This is a genomic window from Paenibacillus humicus NBRC 102415 (assembly GCF_004000905.1).
GTDB lineage: Bacteria > Bacillota > Bacilli > Paenibacillales > Paenibacillaceae > Paenibacillus_O > Paenibacillus_O humicus.
This window is the reverse complement of record NZ_BIMD01000025.1, coordinates 17,960-42,132: the sequence shown is the minus strand read 5'-3', so window position 1 is coordinate 42,132 and position 24,173 is coordinate 17,960. Positions and strand designations below refer to the sequence as shown.

Below are 24,173 nucleotides of genomic sequence, written 5' to 3'. Positions count from 1 at the left end.
AAGGAGCAGGATGATGGCAAAAACGGCAAGGAATTCAGATCGGCTCACTCTAATCCTGCAAAAAGGAAATCGGCGCATCGTCGCCAAAGCTCCGCTGGCCGGCATCGGCCGGCTCGTATTCGTGTTCAACCGCCAGTTCACCAACGCCCCCAACACGACCCAGATCGCGAGCGGAGCCGGACGGAGCAGCGCGGCAGGCAGCAATGCCGCAATCAATTCGCCCTACACCCGTCAGCAGCAAAGCGTAGGCGCCGGCGGAAAGGCCATCAACAAAGGGGCTGCGGGCCGCTCTTCCCGAGTGTACTCCCCGCCATTCATGCAGCAGGCGCGCAGCATAGGCGGCAAGGAGGTCGTCATCATCGTCAACGATCAGGTCGTCAGGCTGCCGAAAGGATCCCCGAGTTCCTCGGCTACCCAGATCGCGAGCGGAGCCGGAAGGTTCAGCACCGGCGGCACCAACTCCACGATCGAGAGCCCGGGCTCATTTCAGCAGGACGCGGTCGGAGGCGGCGGTACAGCGGTCAACAAGGGGGGCGGCAAGCGCAAGCGGAGCCGGTCCAGGAAGTCCTGACCGCAGCCTGCATGCCAGGTCCGCAGATGCGGTCTCCCCAGTATCAGAAAGAGCCCTGCGGCGGAATCTTTCCGCGGCGGGGCTCTTTCTCTTGCTCACAGGGAAGGATCGTTGGCAATGACGCCGTCAACTCCCTTTCCGATCGCCTGTTCCATTTCCCTTCTGCCCGATATCGTCCAGACCATGACGCGGCCGCCGGCCTCGTGGATTTCCTTCACGACTGCGGCATCAGCCAGGCCCGACTGGATATTGACGGAGCTGAACTCCGTTCCCAGCGCCTTCCAGTCTATTTTGAACCCAGCTGGTGGCTTCTCCGCCTCCGGCTCCCGTACGAGAGCCGCCGCCGGAATTCCCGGGAGCCGTCCGTGCACGCGCCGCAGCGCCTCGAGGTCGAAAGACTGGAGCGCGAGCTCTCCGCGTCCTTCATAAGGCTCAAGCAGCCGGACCAGCTCATCTTCCATGCCGGGATAGAGCTCCGGATCCTTCAGCTCGACGAGCAAGCCGATTCGGCCGAGGAAGCGGTCCAGGACATCCTTCAGCTCGGGAATCCGCTCCCCCGCGAATTCCTTGCCGAACCAGCGTCCGGCATCGAGCTGCCGAAGCGCAGCGAGGTCATGGTCCTGCACTCGGCCTTCCGCGCCGGTCGTCCGCTTCAGCGCTTCGTCGTGGATGACGACGAGCGCTCCGTCCCGGCTTTGGCGGATGTCGAGCTCCAGCCAGTCGGCTCCATGGCGGCGGGCCAGCTCGAAGGCAGCCATCGTATTTTCCGGCGCGCCGTGCGAGGCGCCCCTATGGGCGACGACGAGCACCGGGTGGCGCTGCGGAACCGTGGCGGAGATGAGCAGAAGCGAGCAGGACGCCAGCAGGGCAAGCCTCGGCCCTCTGCCGGACAGCCAGCCGGACAGCCAGCCGGGCAGCCGCTCCGGCAGCCGGCTCCATGGAAGCCTGCGCTCCCGTTTCATTTGACCCCGTTATAGACGAAAGCCTGGATGATATGCCGCTGAGAGGCAATAAAGACCGCGAGAATCGGAGCGACAAGGATGAGATTGCCCGCCATGAGCACGTTCCAGGTCGCGACTCCCTCTACTTCCCTGATTTTGGCGATGGCCAGCGGCAGCGTGCGGGCCGTCTCGTTCGTCGTCATGACGAGCGGCCAGAAGTAATCGTTCCAATGCGCGATGAAGCTGAACAAGGCGAACGTCACGAGCACCGGCTTGACCATCGGCAACATGAGACGCAGGATGATCCGGCCCTCGCTGGCCAGATCCAGCCGCGCCGCCTCGATCAGCTCGTCGGGAATCTGCATGAACGCTTGGCGCAGCAGGAAGATGCCGAAGGCGCTGGAGGCGAAGGGCAGGATGAGGCCCAGATGCGTGTTGAGCAGGTTGAAGGCGCTCAGCTCCAGATAGACGGGGAGGAAGATCAGCTGCGCCGGAATCATCAGCGTGACCATCACGATGCCGAACAGCAGCCTCGAACCGGCGAACCGGTACCGGGCGAACGCATAGGCGGCCGGAATGATCGTCAGCATCTGGAGCAGAAGGATGCCGACGGCGATGACGATGCTGTTCGCTGCATAACGCAGGAACGGTCCCGTATTCCAGGCGGCCGTGTAATTCTCCCAGATGAGATTCCGGGGAATCCATACGGGCGGGAAAATCATCGTTTCCGGCAGCGTCTTGAACGACGTGGAAATCATCCATGCGAACGGCATGGCGAATACGAGCACGAGCAGCAGCATGCAGGCCCGGTTGAAGCCGGCGAGCAGCAGCCTGCCGGACGCCGCCAGCCGCATGCGGGCACGCGGCTCCGACTTGGCCGCTCCGGCCCCGGGCTTGCCGAGGCCCAGCTGGGCCTGCTGGATTCCTTCCTTCATTGGATGCCGCTCCTTTCTCTGTTCAGCGATAGTGGACTTTGGCGGACAGCAGGCGGAAGTACAGCAGCGTCAGGACGCCGACGATGAGCAGCAGGATGACTCCCGCGGCAGAGGCGTATCCGATCTTGAAAAAGCGGAAGCCGTATTCATAAATGTAGTACACGAGCGTATTGGTCGCATTCACGGGACCGCCTCCGGTCATGATCGCGATCGTCTCGAACACCTGGAACGATCCGATCATGTTGATGACGACCAGGAAGAATATCGTCGGCGACAGCATCGGCAGCGTCAGCCGCCGGAACGTGGTCAGAGGCCGCGAACGGTCGAGCGAAGCGGCTTCGTAGATGTCCGCCGGAATGCTCTGCAGGCCGGCGATGAACACGAGAGCGTTGTAGCCGATCCCTTTCCAGACAGCCACCAGCACCAAGGAAAGCAGAGCCGTGTCGGGATGAGACAGCCACGGAAGCCCGCCGATGCCCGCCCAGCCCAGGATGCCGTTCAGCAGTCCGTACTCCGGATCCATCAGCCAGCTCCAGAGCAGCGAGATCGAGACGAGCGAGATGATATGCGGCGTGAATATCGCTCCCTGCACGAAGCCATGGAACCAGCCGCTGCGGTTCAGCCACAGGGCGAGCAGCAAGGAGATGCCGGTCGTCAGCGAGACGACAAGCGCGGTGTACAGCGATGTGTTGCCGAGCACCTTGCGGAAATCCTCGTCCGCCAGCAGCTCCCGGAAGTTGGCCAGGCCGACGAAGGCCTTGTCGGGGCTGACGAAGTTCCAGTCGAAGAGGCTGAGGTAGATCATGTAGAAGATGGGATAGATGAAAAACAGCGAAAACACGAGGATGGCCGGCGCGACCATGCCATAGGGGCGAAGCTTGTCCCAGGCGGTCGTCATGATCGTCCTCCGGCTCCGGCCGCTGTCAGGATTCCGCCGCCAGCGGCCTCCCTCCACTCGTTCAGGCTGCATTCGACCCGGTTCCCTCGGACATCGAAAGCATGCAAAGCCTCGGCCGGGATGGCGGCGGCCGCCCATTCCACCGTTTCCATCGGCCTCAGGAACGTTTTGACGGAAACCAAGGCGCCGCTGGCAAGCTCAAGCTGGTAGATCTGCTCCGCTCCAAGGCTTTCCCGCGTCGCGATCCGCCCCCTCAGCATGATGCCCTCCGTGCCGTCCGGCGGATTCAGCACCGCATGCTCCGGGCGGAATCCGGCATAATGGACGCCCGGCATGGCCGGAATGCCGAGAGCATGCATGTCTTCCTGCAGCAGCACATTCATGGGAGGCGTCCCGATGAACTGCGCGGTGAACAGATTGGCCGGCTGCCCATAGATCGCCATGGGACCGTCCGCCTGCTGGATTACCCCCTTGTCCATCACCACGATCTCGTCTCCCATCGACATCGCCTCGACCTGGTCATGCGTGACATATACAAACGTCGTCCCGAGCCGCTTGTGCAGCTGGATCAGCTCCGTCCGCATCTGGCTGCGCAGCTTGGCATCGAGATTGGACAGCGGTTCGTCCAGAATGAACACCTTCGGCTGCTTCACCATGGCGCGGGCGAGAGCGACGCGCTGCCTCTGTCCGCCGGAGAGGCTCTGCGGCTTCTTGTCCAGATAGGGTGTCAGCCCCACAAGCTCGGAGATATCGCCGATCAGCCGCTCCCGCTCCGGCTTCGCGACACCCTTGTTCTTGAGTCCGAACTCGATGTTGCCGCGCACGCTCATCGTCGGATACAGCGCATAGTTCTGGAATACCATGGCCACGTCCCGCAGCCCCGGCGGCGTGTCGCTCACGCATTTCCCGTCGATCCAGATCTCGCCCTCCGTCTGCCGCTCCAGCCCGGCAACCATTCTCAGCGTCGTCGACTTGCCGCAGCCGGAAGGTCCGACGAGCACCGTGAACGAACCGCTTCGGATCGTCAGATTGAGATTCTCGATGACGGCTTCCTGCTTGAATTTCTTGCCGATGTTCCGCAGCTCGATCTGCGCCATAGGCCTCTCCCCCCTTATCCTTGCCTTCAATAGCCGATTGCTGCTCCGGTTTGTCTAAGCCCGGCCTATTTCGACAGCAGCTTGTCCGCCTTCTTGGCCGCGTCGTCCATCGCTGCCTGCGGGGTCGTCTTCGGATCGAGGATCGCCTTCTCGATGGCAGTCCGTACGATTCGGGCCACCTCCGGATACCCGTTCTCCATCGGGCGCGGCCTTGCATATTGAAGCTGGTCGACGGCCACCTTGAACTGCGGATACTCCTTGAAATGCGTCTGCAGCTCTTCGCTCTGAACGGCGGACACACGGGTCGGGAGATAGCCGACATGCTTGTGCTGGTAGATCGTATTCTCCTTGGAGGTCATCCACTTGAGGAATTCCCAGGCCGCTTCCTTCTCTTCCCCGCTGCTCTTCGAGGTGATGACGAGCTGGCAGCCTCCGGTCGGCACGCCGTAGGATTTGTTCGCCGGCATGAAAGCCGTCTCGAGCTCGAAGCCGTTGCCCTTGGCGATCTCCAGGCTGCCGGTGACGCCTGCCGTGGAGCCGAACTTGAACGCGGACAGCTGGTTCGCCCAATCCTTGTCCGCCGTGGCGCCCGCTTCGTCGCCTACCGGAATTTTGATCAGCCCTTCGGCAACAAGCTTTTTCCAGAATTCTACGGGCGCTACGCCTTCAGGAGAGTTGAACGCGGCCTTCTTGCCGTCCTCGCTCAGCATCCGGCCTCCGCTCTGGGCGACAAGCGCCTCGTAGAACCAGATGTCGGCCGGCACCGTCATGCCGTTCTTGCCCTTCTCCTTCAGCACGCGGGCATACTGCTCCAGCTCATCCCATGTCTTCGGCCCTTGCGGATCGAGTCCGGCGTCCTTCAGCATCGTGACGTTCTTGTAGAGGATCGGCGTGCTGCGCATGAAGGGGAGCCCGTACAGCTTGCCGTCGACATAGGCGTTGCCCATGAGGCCGGGATTGAAATCGTCCAGCTGCAGCTGGTCCTTGTCCCGGTCCGCATAAGCCGTCAGCTCCTCCAGCATGCCGGAGCGGGCGAATACTCCCGTGGAGGCGATCTCCAGATCGGTGACGGCGGGAGCATGTCCGGCAGCGAAAGCCGCCTGCACCTTGGCATGAAGGTCGTCGTAATTGCCCTGATGCTCCGCCACGACCTCGATCCGGTCCTGGGAAGCGTTGAATTCCTTGACGAGATGCTGCTTGGCTTCTTCGATCTTGTCTCCGAAGGCGTACCAATATCTGATCGTGATCTTGCCTTCGGATGCAGCCGATCCCGCCGCTGCCGCATTCGAGCCGCCTTCCGCCTCGGCGGTTCCTTTGTTGTCCCCGCCTGTGCCGCAAGCGGCAAGCGCCGCGGAGAGCAGGATGGACATCGCTGCGGTCATCGTTTTTCTTGCCATGATACGGATCCCCTCCAAGATATGGTTTGATCCGGCCGGAGCGCAGGTGCGCAGAAAAAGAGACCTTAACCGTACCGCGGATATCGATCCGCGGCGGGTTAAGGTCTCTCCAGAGGTTCCGACCGTTTCTATTTACTTGTACAAGCCCAGTATAGGCCCGGTATGTCAATTGAACGTCAACGCCATGCGAAGAATACGTGAAGAGGCCCGGCCTAGCTCGATCGTTCCCATCCGCTGCCCGAAAACCCGGAATAGTCGGCCCGCCACAGCCTCGGATCGGAGGACGAGATCGCGGCAGCTCCATAGTCCAGGCATAGCCGGCCTTGACAGGGCTCGCTGAGCAGCCCTCCGGTAATGATCGGCACGTCCGCGAACCGGCGTACGCGCGCGATCATTTCCGGAATGCGCGCAGGCATCAGCTCGACGACGTCGGGCATCGTCTGCTCCAGGCTGCCGGATATATTGCTCAGTCCTTCGCTGTCCACGAGAAAGAAGCGCTGCACGGTGAGCAGGCCCCGTTTCTTGGCGGCCCTGATTACGCTCGTCTTGGTCGAGACGATGCCGGCCGGACGTATCGTCTTGGCCAAATAGTCGATGCCGTGGGAATCCGTGCTGAGCCCGCCGATCTTCTCCAGATGGAGAAAGACCGGTATGCCGTGGCTGCGGAAAACATCGACGTACGAGCCCAGCACGCCGATATGCCCCATCAGCAGGAACACGCCGGACAACCGGCTGCGCAGCTCCAGCGCATGCTCGATATGCTTGGGCTGCTTGAGCGAGGCGATGATCCTGCGTTCTTCGAGCAGGCTGCGGAACTGTTCGGCATTCATCCCGGCAGCACGGAATCCTTGAGGGGGATGGCGAGCTCGCGGTCCCTGTGCAGTCCCTTGGCTCCGAGAGTCGGAGTGAAATGCCTCATGTGCCGGTGGATGATCGGCAAGCCCCCGATGGCTTCTTCATCCGTCACTTCAACGGCGCGGACCGCAATCATTTCCGGCTCGACATCCACGATGCGGAAGGACGGAACATCCAGGCATGCGGACAGCTGGACGAACGACCATTGGCCGCGGACCGCGATGGAATCGACATGGGTATGCCCGTTGAAGTAGACGCCGACGCCTTTCTTTTTTCGCAGGATGCTCCACATGTCGATATCAGGGTGAATGGAGCCTTTATCCGTTTCGGAGCGTGCGGTCGTGGCGTAGACGGGATGATGGCCGAAGACGAGAAGAGGCCGGTCTCCCGAAGCGATCACGATCTCTTCCAGCCAATCCAGCTGCTCCGGATCGACCCAGCCTCCCCAATCCTCATAATCCTGCTCCTTGGCCGTATCGAGGAAAGCGAGGACGGCATGGCCGGCGTCGAAGGCATGATACCGCTGCTGGCCGGATAGGTCCAGCACCTCGGCCCGCGTCTGCGCGTACAGGTCGTGATTGCCCAGGACATGGATGAAGTTCCGCGGCTTGCTCCTCAGCAAGCCGTATATCTGCCGAAGCTCCTCGGCCGTTCCATAGTTGGTCAGATCCCCCAAGGAAATGTGCAGGTCCGCGTCCGCTTCCAGAAACTCGTCCAACAAACCGCTGTAGAAAGCAGCATGCGCATCGTGCAGTCCCGGTACCGACCTGTCACATTCATGATAATGAAGATCTCCCATCACGATCAATCTCACTGTCATCCGCTCCTCCCGGCAATGCATGATTGATTTCCAATTTAAGGGTAACGGTTGAGTGTCCCTTATTCGTCAACGGGAGGTAGAGATTTGGTAAAGGAAACCATCGTGAAATCCCGGCACCGGCCGGCCTGTCATGCAGGGAAGGAAGAGAATGGCTGATGCCGTGCGGCTCATTTCGCGGATGCCGCCTTGCCGGTAGAACGGCCGCGGAACCCGTATTTCCAGGCCGCGTAATTCAGGCCGATCAGCGCCGCGGAGAATATCCATACCGAATACGGCCATCCTGCCGCACGAATCCCGAAGTGGATGCCCCCGAACGCCGCCAAAATGACGAAGAGCAGGAATGCCTGCAAGCCGTTCTGGCTGGAGCTTCCCGCCGGAAACGGCTCCGAGAACGGCAGCTTGCGCGGAAGGATGAGGTAGCAGACGACGGCGAACAGCAGCAGCGAGAGGAAGACGGCAATGAGATCGGGAACAAAAGCCTTGCCGAACAGCAGCAGAAAGACAACCGCTGCAACGGCGAATACGGGAAGGAACAGCTTGATGAGGCTGGCAAGCACCGCGCCGCGGTGGACGGCCCCCGTCTCCTCCATCGGAGATGTCGAGTAGATCCAGGCCGCCTTATGGCGGGAGGAGAAGGACAGAAGCGTCAAGAGCGTCGGAATCGCGAGCCCGGTTCCGTACAGCATCAATCCCCAGACGACGGACAAGCTGTCCAGTCCTGCCTTGAGCTGGCTCGCCATGAAAATGAACGGGACGACCATGGAAAAGCCTACGGACGGGTAAACCTTCAGCTTGAACTCTCTTTCCTTGCCCATCATGGCGCAGGCGAACCGATAGAACGCTCTCTCCCGGGGGTTTCGGATCAGCAGGTCGCCGATAAGCTCAAGCGGACGGAACGCCGACCTGCGCTTGCCCGCTCCTCCTCCTTGCGTCAGCTTCTGGACCTGCTGCTCGAATTGCGGCAGCATGAGGACATACAGCAGCACGGACAGCAGCGGAACAAGCAGGGCGCAGGCTGCAAAGACGTAGGAGATGCCGCCGTTTCCCTGAAGCAGCCCGAAAGGAGCGCCGAACCATACAGGCGGCGCCAGCAGCCACCATCCTCCCGGCTCGAAGCCGGCTCCCAGGGCAGAGAAATCAAAGATGCGGATCATGATCTGGTATCCGACCATCAGCCCGACCGCGAGCGCGATCTGGATGTAGTTGATCATATCCTTGAGCCGCTCCCCATCCCATAGGCGGAGCACGGCATAATAGACAGCCGCCGTGAGGGAGATGTCCAGTCCGGTCACCAGCATGATCTCCAGCAGGAACACCAGCCCCGCGGCCGCTCCCTTGAAGACGAACACCGCCATCAGCGGCAGCGCGACCAGAGAGGCGGTGAGCAGGAAGAGATAAACGATGATATGGACGGTCTTAGCCATCCCGAACGTGCGTCCGTCCACCGGCTTCGTCCTCAGGATCGACCGGTCCCGGGTATCCAGCATGACCGATGAGAAATCCGCTATCATCGCCGTCCCCTGGAAAAACATCAGCAGCGTGAACACGAAGGTCATGCCGGCCAGGCTATCGTTCAGAAAAAGAAAGGGAATCATCGCCAGGCTCATGAGGACGTACAGCCAGTTGACCGCAAACGGCGACTTCTCCGGCTTGTCCGCGGAAGGCTTCTTGGATTTCCCTATCGCTTCCAGGACGCCGTTCGGCTTGCGCCCGTCCATCGTCAGCTTGATCCTTACGATCGTGCGAAGCGCCGGGTAGTCGATGCCTGCACGGCGGAACATGCCGCTGAACCTGTCCAGCAGCTTCATTATGAATTCATGCATCAGCTGTAGTCCTCTTGAACCGCCTGGACGATCCTCCCGGCGATCTCGGCATGCTCGGTGAAGCCCGTCAGGTCGTTGAAGATCTGCTCCAGCGAGCCTTCCGCTCCCTGCGCCTTGAGCTCGGCGAAGCTTCCGTCCGCGGCGATATGCCCGTCATGGAGGAGCACGATGCGGCTGCTGATCTTCTCCACGACGTCCATGATATGCGAGGAATAGAAGATCGTCTTGCCTTCGGCGGCAAGCTGAGCGAGGATCTCCTTGACGATCATGACGCTGTTCGCGTCCAGTCCGCTGAGCGGCTCGTCCAGGAACAGCAGGTCAGGATTGTGGAGCAGGCTGGCGACGAGCATCACCTTCTGCCTCATTCCTTTGGAATACGAATCGATCCGGGAATCATACACCTCTTCCATCCCGAACAGGCGCATCAGCTTGGCTCCCTTGTAATCGGCGTCCTCCGGCTTCAGTCCGTACAGCTCGCCGCAGAAGGTCAGGTATTCCCTCGCGCTGAGCGTATCGTAGATTTCGGCCGTTTCGGGCACATAGCCGATGCGTCCTTTGTAAGCCGACGAGCCGTCGGACAAATTATGTCCAAGCACCTCGATCTTGCCGCCGTACCCGGTTTCAAGTCCGAGCATGAGCTTGACCGTCGTGCTTTTGCCCGCGCCGTTGGGGCCGATATATCCGATGATCTGGCCGGGATAGACTTCCAGGTCGATGCCCTTCAAAACAAACTTATTGCCGTAATTCATCCGCACGTCCTGCAGACGGATGACGGCTTCTCCAAGCTCATTGGCCACTGCAATCAACCGCCTTTTGAGAATTTTGGGATGGAAGCTTATGCTTGCGTGTGCGCCTCGGGACGGCGATCAGGCCATTCCCGACAGACAGCGCGATGAGCTGCGGAAAATACGGGCAAGCCGCCTCATGCCCGAATGGCATGATCGGCCGTTCCGGCACCGCCGCCCGATCCGAACAGCTGCTCCATATAGCCGTTCAGGAAGATGCCGCCGGGATCCAGCTCTTTGCGGACCGAGAGGAACGAGTCCCAGCGGGGGTACAGCCCCCGCAGCCCGTCCGCGTCCAAAAAATGCATCTTGCCCCAGTGAGGCCTGCCGCCATGCCGCAGGAAAATGGCTTCCATCGCCCGGAAATACGCTTCATGCGGCATGCCTTTGTACATATGGACGGCGATATAAGCGGAATCCCTTCCGTAGGCCGGGCTCAGCCAGATGTCGTCGCCTTTGGCGTAGCGGCATTCCACCGGAAAATGAACGTCGTACCGGCTGCGATCCATCTCCTCCCGCATCTCCCGGATGACGGAAGCCATCGCTTCCGCAGGCAGATTGTATTCCATCTCCACGAAGCGGACCGAGCGCTCCGTCGAGAACAGGCGGTGGCTGTAATTGACCTTGCGTCCGACCGGGACCTGGGAGGCGGAAAACCGGCTGACGGAAGCGCTGACTCGAGGACGCTTGCGGCACAGCTCCGACACGAGGCCGAAAAACGTATTTTCAATCAGCACGTCGCTGATATAATCCTTGACCGGGCTGCTCGTGATTTCCTTGTCGGACGGGTTCATCACCTTGATCTGGCACGGATCCGCATAGGGGAACCAGAAAAACTCGAAATGCCGGTTGTCCGCCCTCAAGGCGGGCAGCTGCTTCAGCGCTTCCCCAAGCGGAAGCTTGCGGCTGACATACTCCATTTTGTACGCAGGCTGCAGACGCAGCTTGACCTGCACGATGACGCCGAGCACGCCGACCGATATTTGCAGCGCCTTGAAATGCCGGGGATGGGATTCCGGCGTGCATTCCATCACCTCGCCCGTCCCCGTCACGACCGTCAATTCCAGCACCTGCGTCGACAGATTGCCGAATTCCCGGCCCGTGCCGTGCGTACCCGTGGAGATGGCTCCCGCGATGGACTGGACGTCGATGTCGCCGAGGTTCTCCTGGGCGAAGCCATGCTCATGCAGCAGGCTGCCGAGCTTCTTCAGCTTCGTGCCCGCCCAGACGACAGCAGTGCCGGCAGCCGGATCGATGGAGACGAGGCCTTGCATGCGGTCCAGCGACAGAAGCATGTCGTCGGAGGCCGCGATCGGCGTGAAGGAGTGGCCGGAGCCGACCGTACGCAGCTTCCGCCCTTCCCGGCGGCACATCCGGACGGCTTCCGCCACCGCTTCGACCGACTCCGGATAAAGGACGGTACGCGGAGACGCCTGAACGCTGCCTGACCAGTTGGACCAATGCGATGACGCTGTCTTCATAAGAAACATTCCCCCGCTCCGCGATAAGTGGCGTACTGTCCGACAATCTTGCCTTGCGACACCGCATGCAGCACCTTGAACCGCTCGCACAGCTCGCCCGCCTTGGCATGCCGGAAAAAGACCGGATCCCCGATGGCGAGAGACTCCGCCGCCGGTCCCGTCAGCGGAGTCTGCACTTCGCCTGCCGCCTCCAGAGGCAGCAGCCGGAGTCCCTCCGGCAAATACGGCTTTGCCAGCTTATCCCTCCCCGCGGGACCGGAAGCCGTATAACCTCCTCCCATGCAGGTGACGATGCCCGCACCCGGCCGCCGCACGACCTCGACCGCGTAACCCGCCGACGGCTGGTAGCGGAAGCCCTCGTAATTGTCGAACAATCCCGGGGAATAAAAGCCCGAGCCCGCCGTAATCTCCGTCACGCCCGCCTCCGCCCGGGAGCTCGCCATGCTGCCTGTGCCTCCGGCGTTGACGAAGCGCAGCCGGGCTCCGAGGTTCTGCAGGCCCTCGACAGCCTCTCCTCTGCGCCGGGCTATTTCCCGGATTGAACGCTTCTTCAGCTGGCGGACAAGAGCGTTCTTCAGCCCGCTTCCGGGAACCTTGTCTCCCACGCCCGCAATCTGGGCTTCGTAGCCCATGAGGCCTTCCAGCTTCAGCCATCGGGAAGCGAGGATGCTCTCGGCAAGCGGCCTCATCGCTTCCCATCCCGCCAGAGGAGAGCGTCTCACTCCGAAGTGGAGGCCCGGATAGCTGACGGACATATCGAGATCGATGCAGACCGATGCCTGCACGCACCGCTCCGCAGCGAGCTCGGCGATCCTTTCGGCATGCTCCCGGCAGTCGACCATGAACGTGATTATGCGGCCTTCCGCCGCCAGCAAGAGCAGGTCCCCGATCGCCTCCGGCTCCCACTGCGGATAACCGAGCAGCAGATCGTCGAAGCCTTCCCGGGCGAGATAGGCCGCTTCCGCGGCTGTGAAGCACATGATGCCCTGGAAGACCGGGCTGGAGCGGAGGATCCGCCTCAGCACCTCGACGCAGCGGATCGACTTGCTGGCGATTCTTACCTTCTTGTCCCCGGCTTCCCGGGCGATGGCCGCCGCATTGGCGTCCAGCAAATCCAGATCGACGAAGGCGAACGGCTTCGGAAGCGATTCAAACATGCCCTTGTAATACGCGTACCTGTCCATTCCAGCCCTCCGCTCCGCGGCGCAAAGACTCGCCATAATTTGAATCCCCGACGATGTGAGCCACTGTTCCTACAGTTAAATCCTAGCCCCCTCGGAAGATTCTGTAAATACGCTTTCAGCAGAAAAATCGCTGCGTGTAGAATTTCTTTCCCATTCGATCACCCTATCGGACATTGGTTCCGTTATTTCCCCGAAAATGCCCATTCAAAAAAATTTAACGGACAAGAGTTCCGCTATTTCACAGATTCACCTCCAAAATGGAGGCATCAGCCTAAAATAACGGATCGTATGTCCGATACGCAGCAAATATGAGGATTTGATCGAAAATAACGGATCGTATGTCCGATACGCCTTGGATATTCGGATATTCACGTCCAAAACGCTTTAGATTCTAGGATATTGACGTCCGCTGCCGGCAAGCATCCCGTCCTGCCACGCAAAAAAAGCTTCGCACGTCCTGCGTGGCAGTTCGGCGAAGCTTCTATGTCTTACTCCATCCTGCCGGACAATCGTTCAGCCCTGGCGATGGCGGTCCGATCCTTCTATGTCTTTAATCCACCCATGCCATCGTATCCAACAACGCTGCGGACGAATTCCGTAATGAGCGGATGGACAAGCCCCTGCAAGGCGGAACGCTCCGGCTGGAACAAGGTTCCCATAAAAAAGGGATGTCCGTTCAATTCCATGATGCGGATTTCGCCGTTCAGATCGGTTCCGGATACCTTGAAGCCCGCTGCTTCCAGCCTATCGATATAGATAGGATTGGGACCGTAATTGCAAATGCCGTAAGGCTCGGAAATTTCGTCGCTGTCATAGATTCCTTCCACCCTGGAGCCTGTCGCCAGCTTGAAGCGATGAGACTGATTGCTCACGGAGCAGGTCAGTGGAGCGACCAGCAGCACCTCCGCATCCGGGTTTTCTTCCGCATGATCCGCTGAGGCCATCCCTAGCCGGTTGCGGGCGAACTCGATTACCATGTGCTGGAAGCCTCCGCAGCTGCCGATTAGCGGAATGGAATGCTCCCGGGCATGCCGGATCGCGTTCAATGCGCCCTGCATGCTCCGGTAAGGACTGCCTGGAGTGATCCACATGCCTTCATAAGTTGCCAGAACATCCGCACTGTCATCTGCCTGCAAAGAATCCGTCGAAACCCACTCCGGCTCCACGGCGGCTCCGATGGCTCCGGCAGATAGCCGCAGCGCTTGCGGTATCGCCCCGTGGGCCACAACTTCCTCGTTGAAATCGCCGATCAGAGCTATTTTGACCCCGTTCATCCCCGCACCTCTTCCGCAGATAAGATTTGTCCTACGGAATTCAAGTATAAGTCGGGTGCTGCTGTCGGGAAAACAGGAAGGAAGCAACGGATTGCTGCATCAGGTTCCCTCTTTTCCCGGATCATGTCCGAAGAGGCTGATCCCAGCTCACCGCTGCGCATTCCCAAGTCACATTGCCCTGCAAATAATAGACTGGCCGACATCTCGGCATGAAAAAAGCAGAAACGGCCGAAGCTTTCGCCGTTTCTGCTCTTTGTCCTGCTATCTACCTGCTATCTACCTGCTATCTACCTGCTATCTACCTGCTATCTACCTGCTATCTGCCTGCTATCTGCCTGCTTTCTGCCTGCTAGCTGCCTGCTATCTGTCCCGCTCTCTTCGCCTTACCAAACCTTCTAGCCGATCTCCCTCACCAAGATGCTCGCGCCGTTGACCGGCAGGAAGATCTCTCCCACCGCCGCATCCCCCGTCGAGGAGTCCGACCATCCGGCCTCGGATTCCTCCAGCCGCACGACCGCTTCCTTGGCGGAGAAATTAAGCAGGAACAAAAACGCCTTGCCGCCGCCGCAGCGCAGCTGGGCCGTCACTCCCGGAGGCAGCTCCGCCTTCACGGCGCGCCTGGCTCCGCTCTCCTCGACAAGCCGCTCGTAGTATGCGCGGTAGAACCCATCGTCCTTCACTCTCGCGGCCAAATAATAAGCTTTGCCGGCGCCGAAGGCGTTCACGGTCAGAGCCGGCCTGCCGGCATAGAAATCGTCGCCGTACACCGCCAGCACCTCGGCTCCTTCGGCATGGATCAGCTCGCACAGCTCATGCACTTCATGCGAGCCGCCAAGCCCGAGCGCGTTGCCGTCCCGCATGACGATAGCGTTGCGGTCTCCGTCGTGGAGCCCTTCGATCTCTTCCGCCCAGATGCCCGCCACCTCGCGCAGCGGACCCGGGAATCCGCTCAGATAGCACAGATCATGCTCGTCCACGACTCCGCTCCAGTAGGTGATCGCCGCCGTGCCGCCTCCGCGCACGAACGCTTCGATCTTCCTTCCCGCTTCTTCACGCAGCAGGTAGGCCATCGGCACGACCAGCAGCCTGTAGCCGCTCAGATCGTCCTCCGAACCGACCACATCGGCCGGAACGCCGAGCTCCCACAGGGCGCGATAATGCTGCACGACCGTATCCTCGTAACGCAGGCCGCCGTTGCGCGGACCTTGGGCATCGTTCACCGCCCAGCGGTTGTCCCAGTCGAACAGGATGGCCGCCTCCGCGGGCACATTCGTCCCAACTGCATCCGCCAGCCCAGCCAGCTCGGCGCCGAGCCCGGCCACGTCCCGGAACACGCGTGTATGCTCATGCCCGACGTGGTCCACGACCGCGCCGTGGAACTTCTCGCTGGAGCCCCGGCTTTTGCGCCACTGGAAATATTGCACCGAATCAGCGCCGTGCGCGACCGCCTGCAGCGAGCTGAGCCGATGCATGCCGGGACGCTTCAGCTTGCTCACCGGCTGCCAGTTCGTCAGGCTCGGCGTGCTCTCCATGAGCAGGAACGGCTTCTTTTTGAGCGAGCGGAACAGATCGTGGTTGAAGGAGAACCAGGCCGCCATATGCGTGTCCGAGGCATCCTTATGCCACATCGGATAGGCATCCCAAGAGATGACGTCGATGGCTTCGGCCAGCTTGCGGTAATCCAGATCGTAGAACAGGTCCATCATATTGGTCGTGCATGGAAGCTCTGGATTGACGGAGCGCAGAGGCGCCATTTCGTGCTTGCAAAAATCCGTCGTCCGGTCCGTCACGAACCTCCGCCAGTCCAAATTATGGCCGTGCACCATGTTCTCGCCATGCGGAGCCGGCGACTCTACCTGCTCCCAGCCCGTGTACGTATGGCTCCAGAAGGTCGCCCACCAGGCTGCATTGAGCTTGTCGAGCGTGCCGTACTTCTCCTTCACCCATTCACGGAATGCGTCCTGGCAATACTCGCAGTGGCATTCGCCGCCATACTCATTGGAAATATGCCAGCCGACGACAGCCGGATGATGGCCGTATCTCTCCGCCAGCTTGCCGTTCATGATCGTTACCTTCTCCCGGTAGACCGGGGAGCTGTAGCAATGGTTATGCCGCATGCCGTGCAGATTGCGCACCCGGTTCGCCCCGGTTCGCAGCACCTCGGGGTACTTCTGCGACATCCAGGCGGGGCGGGCGCCGCTCGGCGTCGCCAGCCAGGCATAGATTCCGTTCGCCGCGAAGCGGTCGAGCAGGTCGTCCAGCCAGCCGAACTCGAACCGCCCTTCCTCCGGCTCCAGTGCAGCCCAGGCAAAGATGCCGACCGACATGACATTGCAGCCGGCCAGCTTCATCAGCCGGATGTCCTCCTCCAGCACGGCCGGATCATGCAGCCACTGATCGGGATTGTAGTCGGCTCCATGCATGAGCACGGGCAGCCTGCTGCTGACGGGGGGATGTTTTGGACTCAACGTTACCACTCCTTGATGAAATGAAATAATGGAAGCTTCGCCGCCTTGTCTTGGCGGCTGCAATGAAATCGGAATTCGGAGTGCCGATTTCGAAGATTTCCTCCCTCATAGAGAGAAGCGAAGCTCAAGCACGGCCGGCAGTCCGCGATGGTTTCAAACCGATGCAAACGGGAGAAGACGACAGGGTCTCCTCCCGCTTGGCTTATTTTTGCTGGGCCAGGAACGCGTCCACTTGGGCTTGCATTTCCGTCATGACCTTCTCGATGCCGGCTGCCTTCAACTGCTTGATCAGATCGGCCTGGCCTTTGTCCAGGTCCTTGACCAGACCGTATTCCAGCGGAATCGAATAGCGCAGCATGACGTTGCTGATGCTGGCTACTTCCGTCTTCACCTTGGCATCGTCGAAGACGAACGTTTCCAGCGGGAAGTGATAGATGCTGGACTGCCATTTCTCGAAAATATCGTCCGCTTCCTTCGGATACGAGGAGTCGCTCCGGTTCAGCTGCGAGTTCCAGCCCCAGTTGGAGAAGCCGGTGTAGTTCGCTGCGGCGGGGCCGGCGCTGTACTTGTCGTCGCCTTCCGGCACATAGTTCGTGCCGCTGATGCCGTACATCGTGAGATCATGGATTTCCTTGTCGTTTTGCAGCAGGTCGATCAGCATGAGCGAGCGCTCCGGATTTTTGGATGTCGCATGGATCGCCATGCCGTTCTGCGTCGAGATGGCCGCGATTTTTTTCTTGTCCGGCGTGATGTCCGCGATGGCGACCTCCAGGGACGGGTTGTCCCGGCGCATCTCGGCGAGGTTGGAGCCTGCGGTGCCCAGATTTTGCGCAGCGTAGGAAGCGACCTTGCCGGCTTTGATATCCTGCCAGACGTCGTTTTTGTTGCTGACGACGTTTTTGGACCAGACGCCGCTGTCGGAGAGATCCTTGTAGTAAGTCAGCAGCTGCTTGAACTCGGGCGTATCGTAAATGTTGAAGATCTTGCCGGAGGCATCGTCCATCTTATACGCGAGCGGCAGCGTCATGTCGACCAGGTTCCAGTCGTTGTGCTGCTCCAGCGTCGCCTGGTCCATCTCATGCCATTTCCAGCCGTCGCCTGCTTTGGCGCCGTAGGCGAGCATGCCTTTTTCGTTGGCGGCGATCGCCTTCAAATACGTTGCGTAGGATTCAAGGCTGTTGATCTCCGGCAGATTGTATTTCTTGCGCAGATCCTCTCGGTAGAGGATGACCTTGTCATTCACTTCAACGTTGTTGTTCGGCACCATGAACAGCTTGCCGTTCACCTTCGCCTGGTCGAAGGAAACCGGAGGCATGTTCTTCACCGTCTGCGGCGCATACTTGTTCAGCATGTCCTCTGTAAGCTCCAGGAAGCCGCCTTTCAGCGCCTGGTCGTTGTAATAAGCCCAGTTCGCCGTATAGACAAGGTCGAAGTCTTCGTTGGCCGCGAACTTCAGCGGGTACTTCTGGTTCCAGTCGGACCAGTCGAGGAATTCCGCCTCGACCGTCGCATTGATGCGCTCCTTGAGCTTCTTGTTCAGCTCGCCGAATACTTTGTCATAGTCGGCCGGCTTCCCGCCGACGAGCAGCATTTTCAGCTTGACCTCCTTGGAGGTGTCGGGCTCGTTGGAAGCGGTTGCGTTTGTCGGCGCAGCGGTTGAGTTGACCGCCGGCGTTCCCGTATTGGATGCTGCGTTATTGTTGTTTCCTCCGCAGGCTGCCAGCACCGCGGACATGGAGAGCAGCGCCGCCATCGGCAGCAGAAGCGATTTTTTGGCTTTCATGGTTTTTCCCCCTATGAGTGGATGGATGATATTGGACTTCATGCAGGCGGATGGACGAAACTTCCGGCACAGCGAAGCTGTCGGGCTTCTCCCTCCTAGTAAAGGAGGCGGAGCTTCGTGCAGGCGGATAATACGTAGAAAGGACGAATCTTCTGGCAGAGTGAAGCTGTCCAGGGTTTCTCCCTCCTAGTAAAGGAGGCGGAGCTTCGTGCAGGCGGATAATACGTAGATGGACGAAACTTCTGGCAAAGCGAAGCTAACCAGGCTTCTCCCTCCGAGTAAAAGAAGACGGAGCTTCGTGCAGGCGGATAATACGTAGAAAGGCGAATGAGCTCTGGAAAAGCGGAGCGTTCGCATTTGAAGGCCGGATTTCCCCATTAAGGGGATAGAAATCAAGAAATCCGGACTTCAACAGCGATTGGAAGAGCCATTCGTTTTTCGGAGTATTTGGTTTGCCGCATTGCCCCATTGCCACATTCGTTTTTCGGAGTACTTGATCTGCCCCATTGCCGCATTGCCACATTGGAGTCAGCCCTTCACCGACCCGATCGTCAGCCCCTGCACGAAATAGCGCTGGATGAACGGATAAGCGAGCAGAATCGGGCCGATCGCCACGACCGTCATCGCCATCTTGAGGCTCTCCGTCGGAAGGCTCGTGTTCACCACCGCGCCGGAGCTGATCAGCGCCTTGCGCATGCCGTCCATGTTGCCCAGCATCTTGTACAGATAGTACTGCAGCGGCATGAGGTTCTTGCTCGAAATGAACAGCAGCGCATTGTACCAGTCGTTCCAGTAGCCCAGCGCGATGAACAGTCCGATCGTCGCCAGCGCCGGCTTGGCCAGCGGCAGGATCAGCCGGGCGTAAATGAGGAAGTCGCCTGCCCCGTCTATCTTGGCCGACTCCACGATCGCCTCCGGGATGCCGTTCATGAACGACTTCATGACGATGATGTAGAACACGTTGAGCAGCATCGGCACGATGAGCACGATGAGCGTGTCCTTGAGATGCAGGTAGTTGACGACGAGCAGGTACCAGGGCACGAGGCCGCCGCTGAAGAGCGTCGTGAAGAAGAAGAAGAACGAGAAGGAGCCGCGCCACTTGAAGTCCTTGCGCGAGAGCACATAGGCGGTCATCGACGTCAGGAACAGTCCCAGCAGCGTGCCGATCGCCGTCACTCCGATCGTCACCCCGTAGGCGCGGAGCATCTGCTCCGGGTAGGTGAACAAGAGCCGGTAGGCCTCGCCCGAGAAGGCCGTGGGGAACAGCTGAAAGCCGTTCTCGATGATGGAGCTCTCGCTCGAGAGCGAGGCTGACAGGACCAGCAGGAAGGGCAGCAGGCATGCCGCCGCCAGGACGGTCAGGACGGAGTAGCCGATGATCTGGAACAGCAGCAGATCTCCCTTGAGGGCTCTGCTCCGGCCTCTTCCAGCCGAGGCGGCTGTGGTTGCTTGGGTTTGAGTTGGCAAGTTCATGACCTCCTTAGAACAGCGCCCGGTCTTTGTCGTATCGGCGCACGGCGTAGTTGGCCAGCAGGATCGTGACAAAGCCCAGAATGGATTGGTAGAAGCCTGCTGCGGAGGACATGCCGATATCGTTGTTCGTCGTCAGGGAGCGGAATACATAGGTGTCGATGACATCCGTGGACGAGAACAGGATCCCGTTGTTGCCGACCATGTTGTAGAACATGCCGAAGTCGCCGCGGAAGATGTTGCCGACCGCCAGCAGTACGAGGATAATCACCGTCGGGTACAGGTTCGGAATGGTGATATGCCTCATCCGCTGGAAGATGTTCGCCCCGTCGATCTCCGCCGCCTCGTACATTTCCCGGTCCATGCCGGTGATGGCGGCCAGATACATGACCGAGCCGTAGCCGAGCGCCTTCCAGGCCGAGATGAGCACCAGCAGCAGCGGCCAGTAGGATGCCGTGTTGTATACGTCCTGTGGCTGCATGCCCATCGCCTTCAGCAGCACGTTGACCGTCCCGTAATCATAGTTGAACAGATTGTAGGCGATCGCCCCGACCACGACCCAGGAGATGAAGTAGGGCAGGAACAGCATCGTCTGGAAAATCTTGCGGAACCACGGCCGGGCCGCCTCGAACAGCAGGATGGCGGCTGCGATCTGCAGCAGGTTGTTCACAATAATGAACGCAATGTTGTACAGCGCCGTGTTGCGGGTCACCCGCCAGGCGTCGCCGGACTGGAAGAAAAAGCGGAAGTTGTCCAGGCCGTTCCACGGACTTCCAAATACGCCGCCGGCATAGTTGAACTGCTTGAACGCCAGGACGACTCCAGCCATCGGAATATAAGCGAACAGCAGGAAGAACAGGACGCCCGGCAGCAGCATCAGCAGCAGCGTCCGGTATTTAAGGACGTCGCTCCAAAAATTCAATGTGTCTCCACTCCTCTCGATGTCCTCATGAACCAAGTATAGGACTTCGGACCGAGAGCCTGTCAGTGCGGGGAACAACTAAAACCGATACTATTTCCACGATGTTGGGAGCCGAGCTGGAAGCCGCATGCGGCGGCTCAGATCTGTTGCTGCTTGCGGTATTCCCCCGGCGACATGCCGGTCGACAGCTTGAACTGGCGGTTGAAATAAACGATATTCTTGTAGCCCATGCGGTCCGCGATCTCGTAGATCTTGAGAGAAGGGTCCTGCAGCAGGCCGCAGATGCGGGCCAGCTTGCGCTCCAGCAGCAGCTCGCTGAACGTCTGGCCGGTCTCCTCCTTGAACAGATGGCCCAGATAGTTGGGAGTGAAGTTGAAGCGCGCCGCCGTCTCCTTGAGCGTCACCCGCTGCTCCAGCCGCTCGTCGACATAGGCGATGATGGCCTGGATGAGCTTGCGGTTCTGCCTGCGGCTCTTGACCAGCAGCAGCTCGGACAGCTCAAAGAGACGCTTGCGCAGCCAGGAGAGCACGTCGACGACCGTCTCGAACTGGAACAGCATGGCAGGCTCATGGCTCTCCCAGCGCAGCAGCTCGTACAGATTCTCATTCATCGCCTGCAGATCGGCATGGAGCTTGGAGGTCATGCGGATGATCAGATGGTAGGCATCGCTCCGGCGCAGCTGGCTATGCTTGCCGAACAGCTCCATCAGTCCGTTGTCGATGCAGACCAGGTCATAGCTCAGGATTGCCTGCAGCATCTCCCCGACCGTCCGATCCAGCTGCACCTCCGCCGCCTCCTGTCCTGCCGGCACGGCGGCTTCCGTGATGACCCGGTTCTTGCCGAGCAGCCACTTGGCGCTCAGCGCCGCCTCGGCTTCCCGGTACGAGGCCGGCAGCTGCTCCCAGGTGTCCACAGTTGTGCCGCAGCCGATCGTGACTGTGAGCGGGAAAACCGCGGCTACGCTATCGACGAGCTGCTGCAGCTCCGAGCCGTCCTGCTGGCCGCCATCTGCGCGGAGCAGCAGCGTCCTGCCTCCCGGCAGGCCGGGGAGCAGCAGTCCCATCCTCATGCGCTGGATGAATGAGGCGATATGAGCCCGGATGCCTTCCATCAGCGCATCGCGCTGCTCCGCCCGCAGCTGGCTCGTCTTCCACTCGATATCATCCACCTCGATGAGAGCCGCCGATGCCTGCGCAGGCAGGGCAGAGGCGATAGAGGGACGCAGATGTCCCTCCAGCCAAGGCGCCGCATCGCCGCTGAGCCAGCGGAGCATCAGCTCCTGCGACGCGAGCGTGACCGTCTCCGTGACGCTCCGGCTGTCCTGCCGCTCCCGCTCGATGGAGGCGCATTGGCCGGCCAGCATGCCCAGCAGCTCGCCGTCGTCCACTGGCTTGAGCAGATAGCCGGATGCTCCGAGCTCCAGAGCTTGCTTGGCGTATTGAAAGTCCTCATATCCGCTGATAAAGACGATTTTCACGCCGGGGACCGCCTCCCTCGCCCTCCGGGCGAAATCCACTCCAGACATGATAGGCATCCGGATATCGGAGAGAATCAGATCGACCGGCTTCCCCTCCAGCAGCTCCAGAGCGGCAAATCCGCTGTTCGCCGTGCCTGCGATCTCAACCGGAAGTCCGCTTGCGGCGACGCGGCGCCTCAGCCATTCCAGATCGACCTTTTCATCGTCCACGAGAAGAACCTGAATTGCGTTTGTCATGCTGCCACCCTCCTCGCCTTCTCATCCGCTGCTGTTCCGCTCATCGCTAATTCCTTTATCATTGATAGGGAGCCTGATCCGCGCGGTCGTGCCGCCTCCGTAGATGCTGAACACCTCGGCTCCATATTCACTGCCGTAGCGCAGCTTGATCCGCTCGTCTACATTGCGGATTCCGTAGCCGCCGTCACTCCTCAGTTCTCCCGATTCGATGCCGCGCTTGGTCGCCTCCGTCATGCCGATTCCGTTGTCGATGACCTTGATCTCCAGCATGCCTCCGCTGCGGCAGGCCGTGATGACGATGCCGATGGAATCCCCGAACCAAGCATGCTTGAAGATATTCTCGACGAAAGGCTGGAGGATCAGCTTCATTACCCGCAGCTCGCTGATGCCGGCCTCAATGTCGGTATATACCGTGAAGGAGTCCGCATACTTTACCCTCTGGATGTCCAGGTAGGTCTGGATCTGCTCCAGCTCCTCTCCTAGGGAAAGGCTGGCTTGTCCCCCATTGAGCGACAGGCGGTAGAATCTCGACAGCCCCTTCACCATCTCGGTCACTTCCCTCGTCTGCCCCATGTTGGCCAGGCTGCTGATCGTCGAGAGCGTGTTGTAGAGGAAATGGGGATTGATCTGCGCCTGCAGCGCCTCCAGCTCCGCCTGCTTGCGGCTCTGTCCCTGCATGTAGACGCTGTTGATCAGCTCCTTGATATGCTCCGCCATGGAGTTGAAGGCCTCCGCGATCTGCACGAATTCGTCGCTGCCGCCGAAGCGGATCCGCTTCTCGAAGCTGCCGTCCTGAAAGGATTGCAGCAGCGTCACGATCTTGCGCATCTTGCGTCCCGAGAGCCTCGCCACCAGCAGGCCGATGAGCGCCATGACGGCAAAGCTCGCGGCGCAGACGCCCACGATGAGCATGCCGAGCCTCTTGGCATCCTCCCGCAGATAAGCCTCCGATACGAGCGCCTGCAGGGAGTATCCCGTGCCTGGAATGCCTTCATTGAGCTCCAGATAGTCTCCATCGTCAGCAGCCGGCTGTCCTCTCTGGTAGGTGACCCCTCCCGTGGCGTCATCCAGCATCCTCAGCGTGATGCCCTTCTCCGCAGGAAGCGCCTCGAACTGGCCCAGCAGCTCGTCCAGCGACGCCGTGATGCGGATATAGCCAATGACCGTCTGGTAGTCGTTGTAGGAGATCAGCCTCGTCAAATGGGACAGATTGTCGAGAGAAGCGTCGCTGTCGACCTGCATCCACTTGGAACCTACCGCTTCGCTGACTTGGCGTATCCAAGGGCTGTCCGCGATCCGATCCGCCGATAGGACGTAATAATCGCTGCCTTTGATGGGGCGGTTCAGATCGTCGCCGTCGATTTCATACAGATCCGGATTGACGGTATAGAGGATGATCCGCAGGTCGCTGCCGAACAGCTGCAGAGGGGCTCTCAGCTGGGGCACGATCTCGTCGAGCATCGTCAGATAGGCGTGCAGATCGTCGCCGCGCTTCTGCAGAGCCTTCTGAAAAGGCACGCTCCCGAACAACGAGTCGGAGATCCGGGTGATCTCCTCCATCTGATACTGCATGCTGCTCCTCGTCTGCTTCATCGCCGCCCGGATATTCGTCTGGGCGATCTCGGTTCGGGACTCCACCAGCATCCGATAGGAGATCGTCCCGATCAGCGCATCCGTGAGCAGGACGAGCAGCAGATAGGGAATCATCATTTTATAGGAATAGGGAATATACCTTTTCTTTCCACGCATCACAT

19 protein-coding genes are annotated in these 24,173 nt (G+C 60.0%); 1 reads left to right on the top strand and 18 read right to left on the bottom strand.

The features are described 5' to 3' along the window. Nucleotides 1-10 precede the first annotated feature (10 nt). The gene (locus PHU01S_RS15500; protein ID WP_076359357.1) at nt 11-571 is read left to right on the top strand and encodes a hypothetical protein; all 561 of its coding nucleotides are present in this window, start codon (nt 11-13) and stop codon (nt 569-571) included. 95 nt (nt 572-666) lie between these two features. On the opposite strand, the gene PHU01S_RS15495 is transcribed toward PHU01S_RS15500, so the two are convergent. The 18 genes from PHU01S_RS15495 to PHU01S_RS15410 form a co-directional block, all read right to left on the bottom strand. Further along, complete coding sequence (locus PHU01S_RS15495) at nt 667-1,533, bottom strand: glycerophosphodiester phosphodiesterase (protein WP_127508333.1); 867 nt, start codon at nt 1,531-1,533, stop codon at nt 667-669. Further along, nucleotides 1,530-2,366, bottom strand: coding sequence for a carbohydrate ABC transporter permease (locus tag PHU01S_RS15490; protein ID WP_076359501.1), 837 nt, complete (start codon nt 2,364-2,366; stop codon nt 1,530-1,532). The genes PHU01S_RS15495 and PHU01S_RS15490 overlap by 4 nt, the downstream gene beginning before the upstream one ends. Before the next feature lie 103 nt (nt 2,367-2,469). Further along, nucleotides 2,470-3,345, bottom strand: coding sequence for a carbohydrate ABC transporter permease (locus PHU01S_RS15485; RefSeq protein WP_083688668.1), 876 nt, complete (start codon nt 3,343-3,345; stop codon nt 2,470-2,472). Next, nucleotides 3,342-4,442 (bottom strand): ABC transporter ATP-binding protein, encoded by a 1,101-nt coding sequence (locus tag PHU01S_RS15480; RefSeq protein WP_127508330.1) that lies wholly within the window; start codon nt 4,440-4,442, stop codon nt 3,342-3,344. The genes PHU01S_RS15485 and PHU01S_RS15480 overlap by 4 nt, the downstream gene beginning before the upstream one ends. Nucleotides 4,443-4,507: 65 nt before the next feature. Continuing rightward, a complete protein-coding gene (locus PHU01S_RS15475) occupies nt 4,508-5,839 on the bottom strand; it encodes an ABC transporter substrate-binding protein (RefSeq protein WP_127508327.1) in 1,332 nt (443 codons plus the stop codon). A gap of 212 nt (nt 5,840-6,051) precedes the next feature. Then, nucleotides 6,052-6,669: a glycerol-3-phosphate responsive antiterminator gene (locus tag PHU01S_RS15470; RefSeq protein WP_127508324.1), complete on the bottom strand. Its 618-nt coding sequence runs from the start codon at nt 6,667-6,669 to the stop codon at nt 6,052-6,054. Next, complete coding sequence (locus PHU01S_RS15465) at nt 6,666-7,514, bottom strand: metallophosphoesterase family protein (protein WP_234993092.1); 849 nt, start codon at nt 7,512-7,514, stop codon at nt 6,666-6,668. Before PHU01S_RS15465 ends, PHU01S_RS15470 begins: the two co-directional genes overlap by 4 nt. A gap of 167 nt (nt 7,515-7,681) precedes the next feature. Then, entirely contained in the window at nt 7,682-9,337 is a 1,656-nt protein-coding gene (locus tag PHU01S_RS15460) for a hypothetical protein (protein ID WP_127508320.1), read from the bottom strand. Next, a complete protein-coding gene (locus PHU01S_RS15455) occupies nt 9,337-10,086 on the bottom strand; it encodes an ABC transporter ATP-binding protein (RefSeq protein WP_076359499.1) in 750 nt (249 codons plus the stop codon). Before PHU01S_RS15455 ends, PHU01S_RS15460 begins: the two co-directional genes overlap by 1 nt. A gap of 173 nt (nt 10,087-10,259) precedes the next feature. Further along, on the bottom strand, nt 10,260-11,612 hold the full coding sequence (locus tag PHU01S_RS15450) for a D-arabinono-1,4-lactone oxidase (RefSeq protein ID WP_127508317.1): 1,353 nt from the start codon (nt 11,610-11,612) through the stop codon (nt 10,260-10,262). Then, entirely contained in the window at nt 11,600-12,787 is a 1,188-nt protein-coding gene (locus PHU01S_RS15445) for an amino acid deaminase/aldolase (protein WP_127508314.1), read from the bottom strand. Before PHU01S_RS15445 ends, PHU01S_RS15450 begins: the two co-directional genes overlap by 13 nt. Nucleotides 12,788-13,329: 542 nt before the next feature. Further along, nucleotides 13,330-14,061 (bottom strand): CTP synthase C-terminal region-related (seleno)protein, encoded by a 732-nt coding sequence (locus PHU01S_RS15440; protein ID WP_127508312.1) that lies wholly within the window; start codon nt 14,059-14,061, stop codon nt 13,330-13,332. A 395-nt stretch (nt 14,062-14,456) separates the two neighbouring features. Beyond that, nucleotides 14,457-16,529 (bottom strand): beta-galactosidase, encoded by a 2,073-nt coding sequence (locus PHU01S_RS15435; protein WP_246029249.1) that lies wholly within the window; start codon nt 16,527-16,529, stop codon nt 14,457-14,459. A 202-nt stretch (nt 16,530-16,731) separates the two neighbouring features. Next, nucleotides 16,732-18,312, bottom strand: a complete 1,581-nt coding sequence (locus PHU01S_RS15430) for a DUF3502 domain-containing protein (protein WP_127508309.1) — start codon at nt 18,310-18,312, stop codon at nt 16,732-16,734. A 528-nt stretch (nt 18,313-18,840) separates the two neighbouring features. Then, entirely contained in the window at nt 18,841-19,707 is an 867-nt protein-coding gene (locus PHU01S_RS15425) for a carbohydrate ABC transporter permease (protein WP_246029250.1), read from the bottom strand. Between the two features lie 85 nt (nt 19,708-19,792). After that, on the bottom strand, nt 19,793-20,659 hold the full coding sequence (locus tag PHU01S_RS15420; protein ID WP_127508393.1) for an ABC transporter permease: 867 nt from the start codon (nt 20,657-20,659) through the stop codon (nt 19,793-19,795). 182 nt (nt 20,660-20,841) lie between these two features. Then, nucleotides 20,842-22,419 (bottom strand): response regulator, encoded by a 1,578-nt coding sequence (locus tag PHU01S_RS15415; RefSeq protein ID WP_127508304.1) that lies wholly within the window; start codon nt 22,417-22,419, stop codon nt 20,842-20,844. A gap of 21 nt (nt 22,420-22,440) precedes the next feature. Continuing rightward, the gene (locus PHU01S_RS15410; protein ID WP_246029248.1) at nt 22,441-24,168 is read right to left on the bottom strand and encodes a sensor histidine kinase; all 1,728 of its coding nucleotides are present in this window, start codon (nt 24,166-24,168) and stop codon (nt 22,441-22,443) included. Between the last annotated feature and the right edge of the window lie 5 nt (nt 24,169-24,173).

Coding starts and splice junctions, on each gene's coding strand:
- PHU01S_RS15500 (WP_076359357.1), top strand. CDS start 11: ATGATGGCAAAAACGGCAAGGAATTCAGATCGGCTCACTCTAATCCTG.
- PHU01S_RS15495 (WP_127508333.1), bottom strand. CDS start 1,533: ATGAAACGGGAGCGCAGGCTTCCATGGAGCCGGCTGCCGGAGCGGCTG.
- PHU01S_RS15490 (WP_076359501.1), bottom strand. CDS start 2,366: ATGCGGCTGGCGGCGTCCGGCAGGCTGCTGCTCGCCGGCTTCAACCGG.
- PHU01S_RS15485 (WP_083688668.1), bottom strand. CDS start 3,345: ATGACGACCGCCTGGGACAAGCTTCGCCCCTATGGCATGGTCGCGCCG.
- PHU01S_RS15480 (WP_127508330.1), bottom strand. CDS start 4,442: ATGGCGCAGATCGAGCTGCGGAACATCGGCAAGAAATTCAAGCAGGAA.
- PHU01S_RS15475 (WP_127508327.1), bottom strand. CDS start 5,839: ATGGCAAGAAAAACGATGACCGCAGCGATGTCCATCCTGCTCTCCGCG.
- PHU01S_RS15470 (WP_127508324.1), bottom strand. CDS start 6,669: ATGAATGCCGAACAGTTCCGCAGCCTGCTCGAAGAACGCAGGATCATC.
- PHU01S_RS15465 (WP_234993092.1), bottom strand. CDS start 7,514: ATGACAGTGAGATTGATCGTGATGGGAGATCTTCATTATCATGAATGT.
- PHU01S_RS15460 (WP_127508320.1), bottom strand. CDS start 9,337: ATGCATGAATTCATAATGAAGCTGCTGGACAGGTTCAGCGGCATGTTC.
- PHU01S_RS15455 (WP_076359499.1), bottom strand. CDS start 10,086: ATGAATTACGGCAATAAGTTTGTTTTGAAGGGCATCGACCTGGAAGTC.
- PHU01S_RS15450 (WP_127508317.1), bottom strand. CDS start 11,612: ATGTTTCTTATGAAGACAGCGTCATCGCATTGGTCCAACTGGTCAGGC.
- PHU01S_RS15445 (WP_127508314.1), bottom strand. CDS start 12,787: ATGGACAGGTACGCGTATTACAAGGGCATGTTTGAATCGCTTCCGAAG.
- PHU01S_RS15440 (WP_127508312.1), bottom strand. CDS start 14,061: ATGAACGGGGTCAAAATAGCTCTGATCGGCGATTTCAACGAGGAAGTT.
- PHU01S_RS15430 (WP_127508309.1), bottom strand. CDS start 18,312: ATGAAAGCCAAAAAATCGCTTCTGCTGCCGATGGCGGCGCTGCTCTCC.
- PHU01S_RS15420 (WP_127508393.1), bottom strand. CDS start 20,659: ATGCTGCTGCCGGGCGTCCTGTTCTTCCTGCTGTTCGCTTATATTCCG.
- PHU01S_RS15415 (WP_127508304.1), bottom strand. CDS start 22,419: ATGACAAACGCAATTCAGGTTCTTCTCGTGGACGATGAAAAGGTCGAT.
- PHU01S_RS15410 (WP_246029248.1), bottom strand. CDS start 24,168: ATGCGTGGAAAGAAAAGGTATATTCCCTATTCCTATAAAATGATGATT.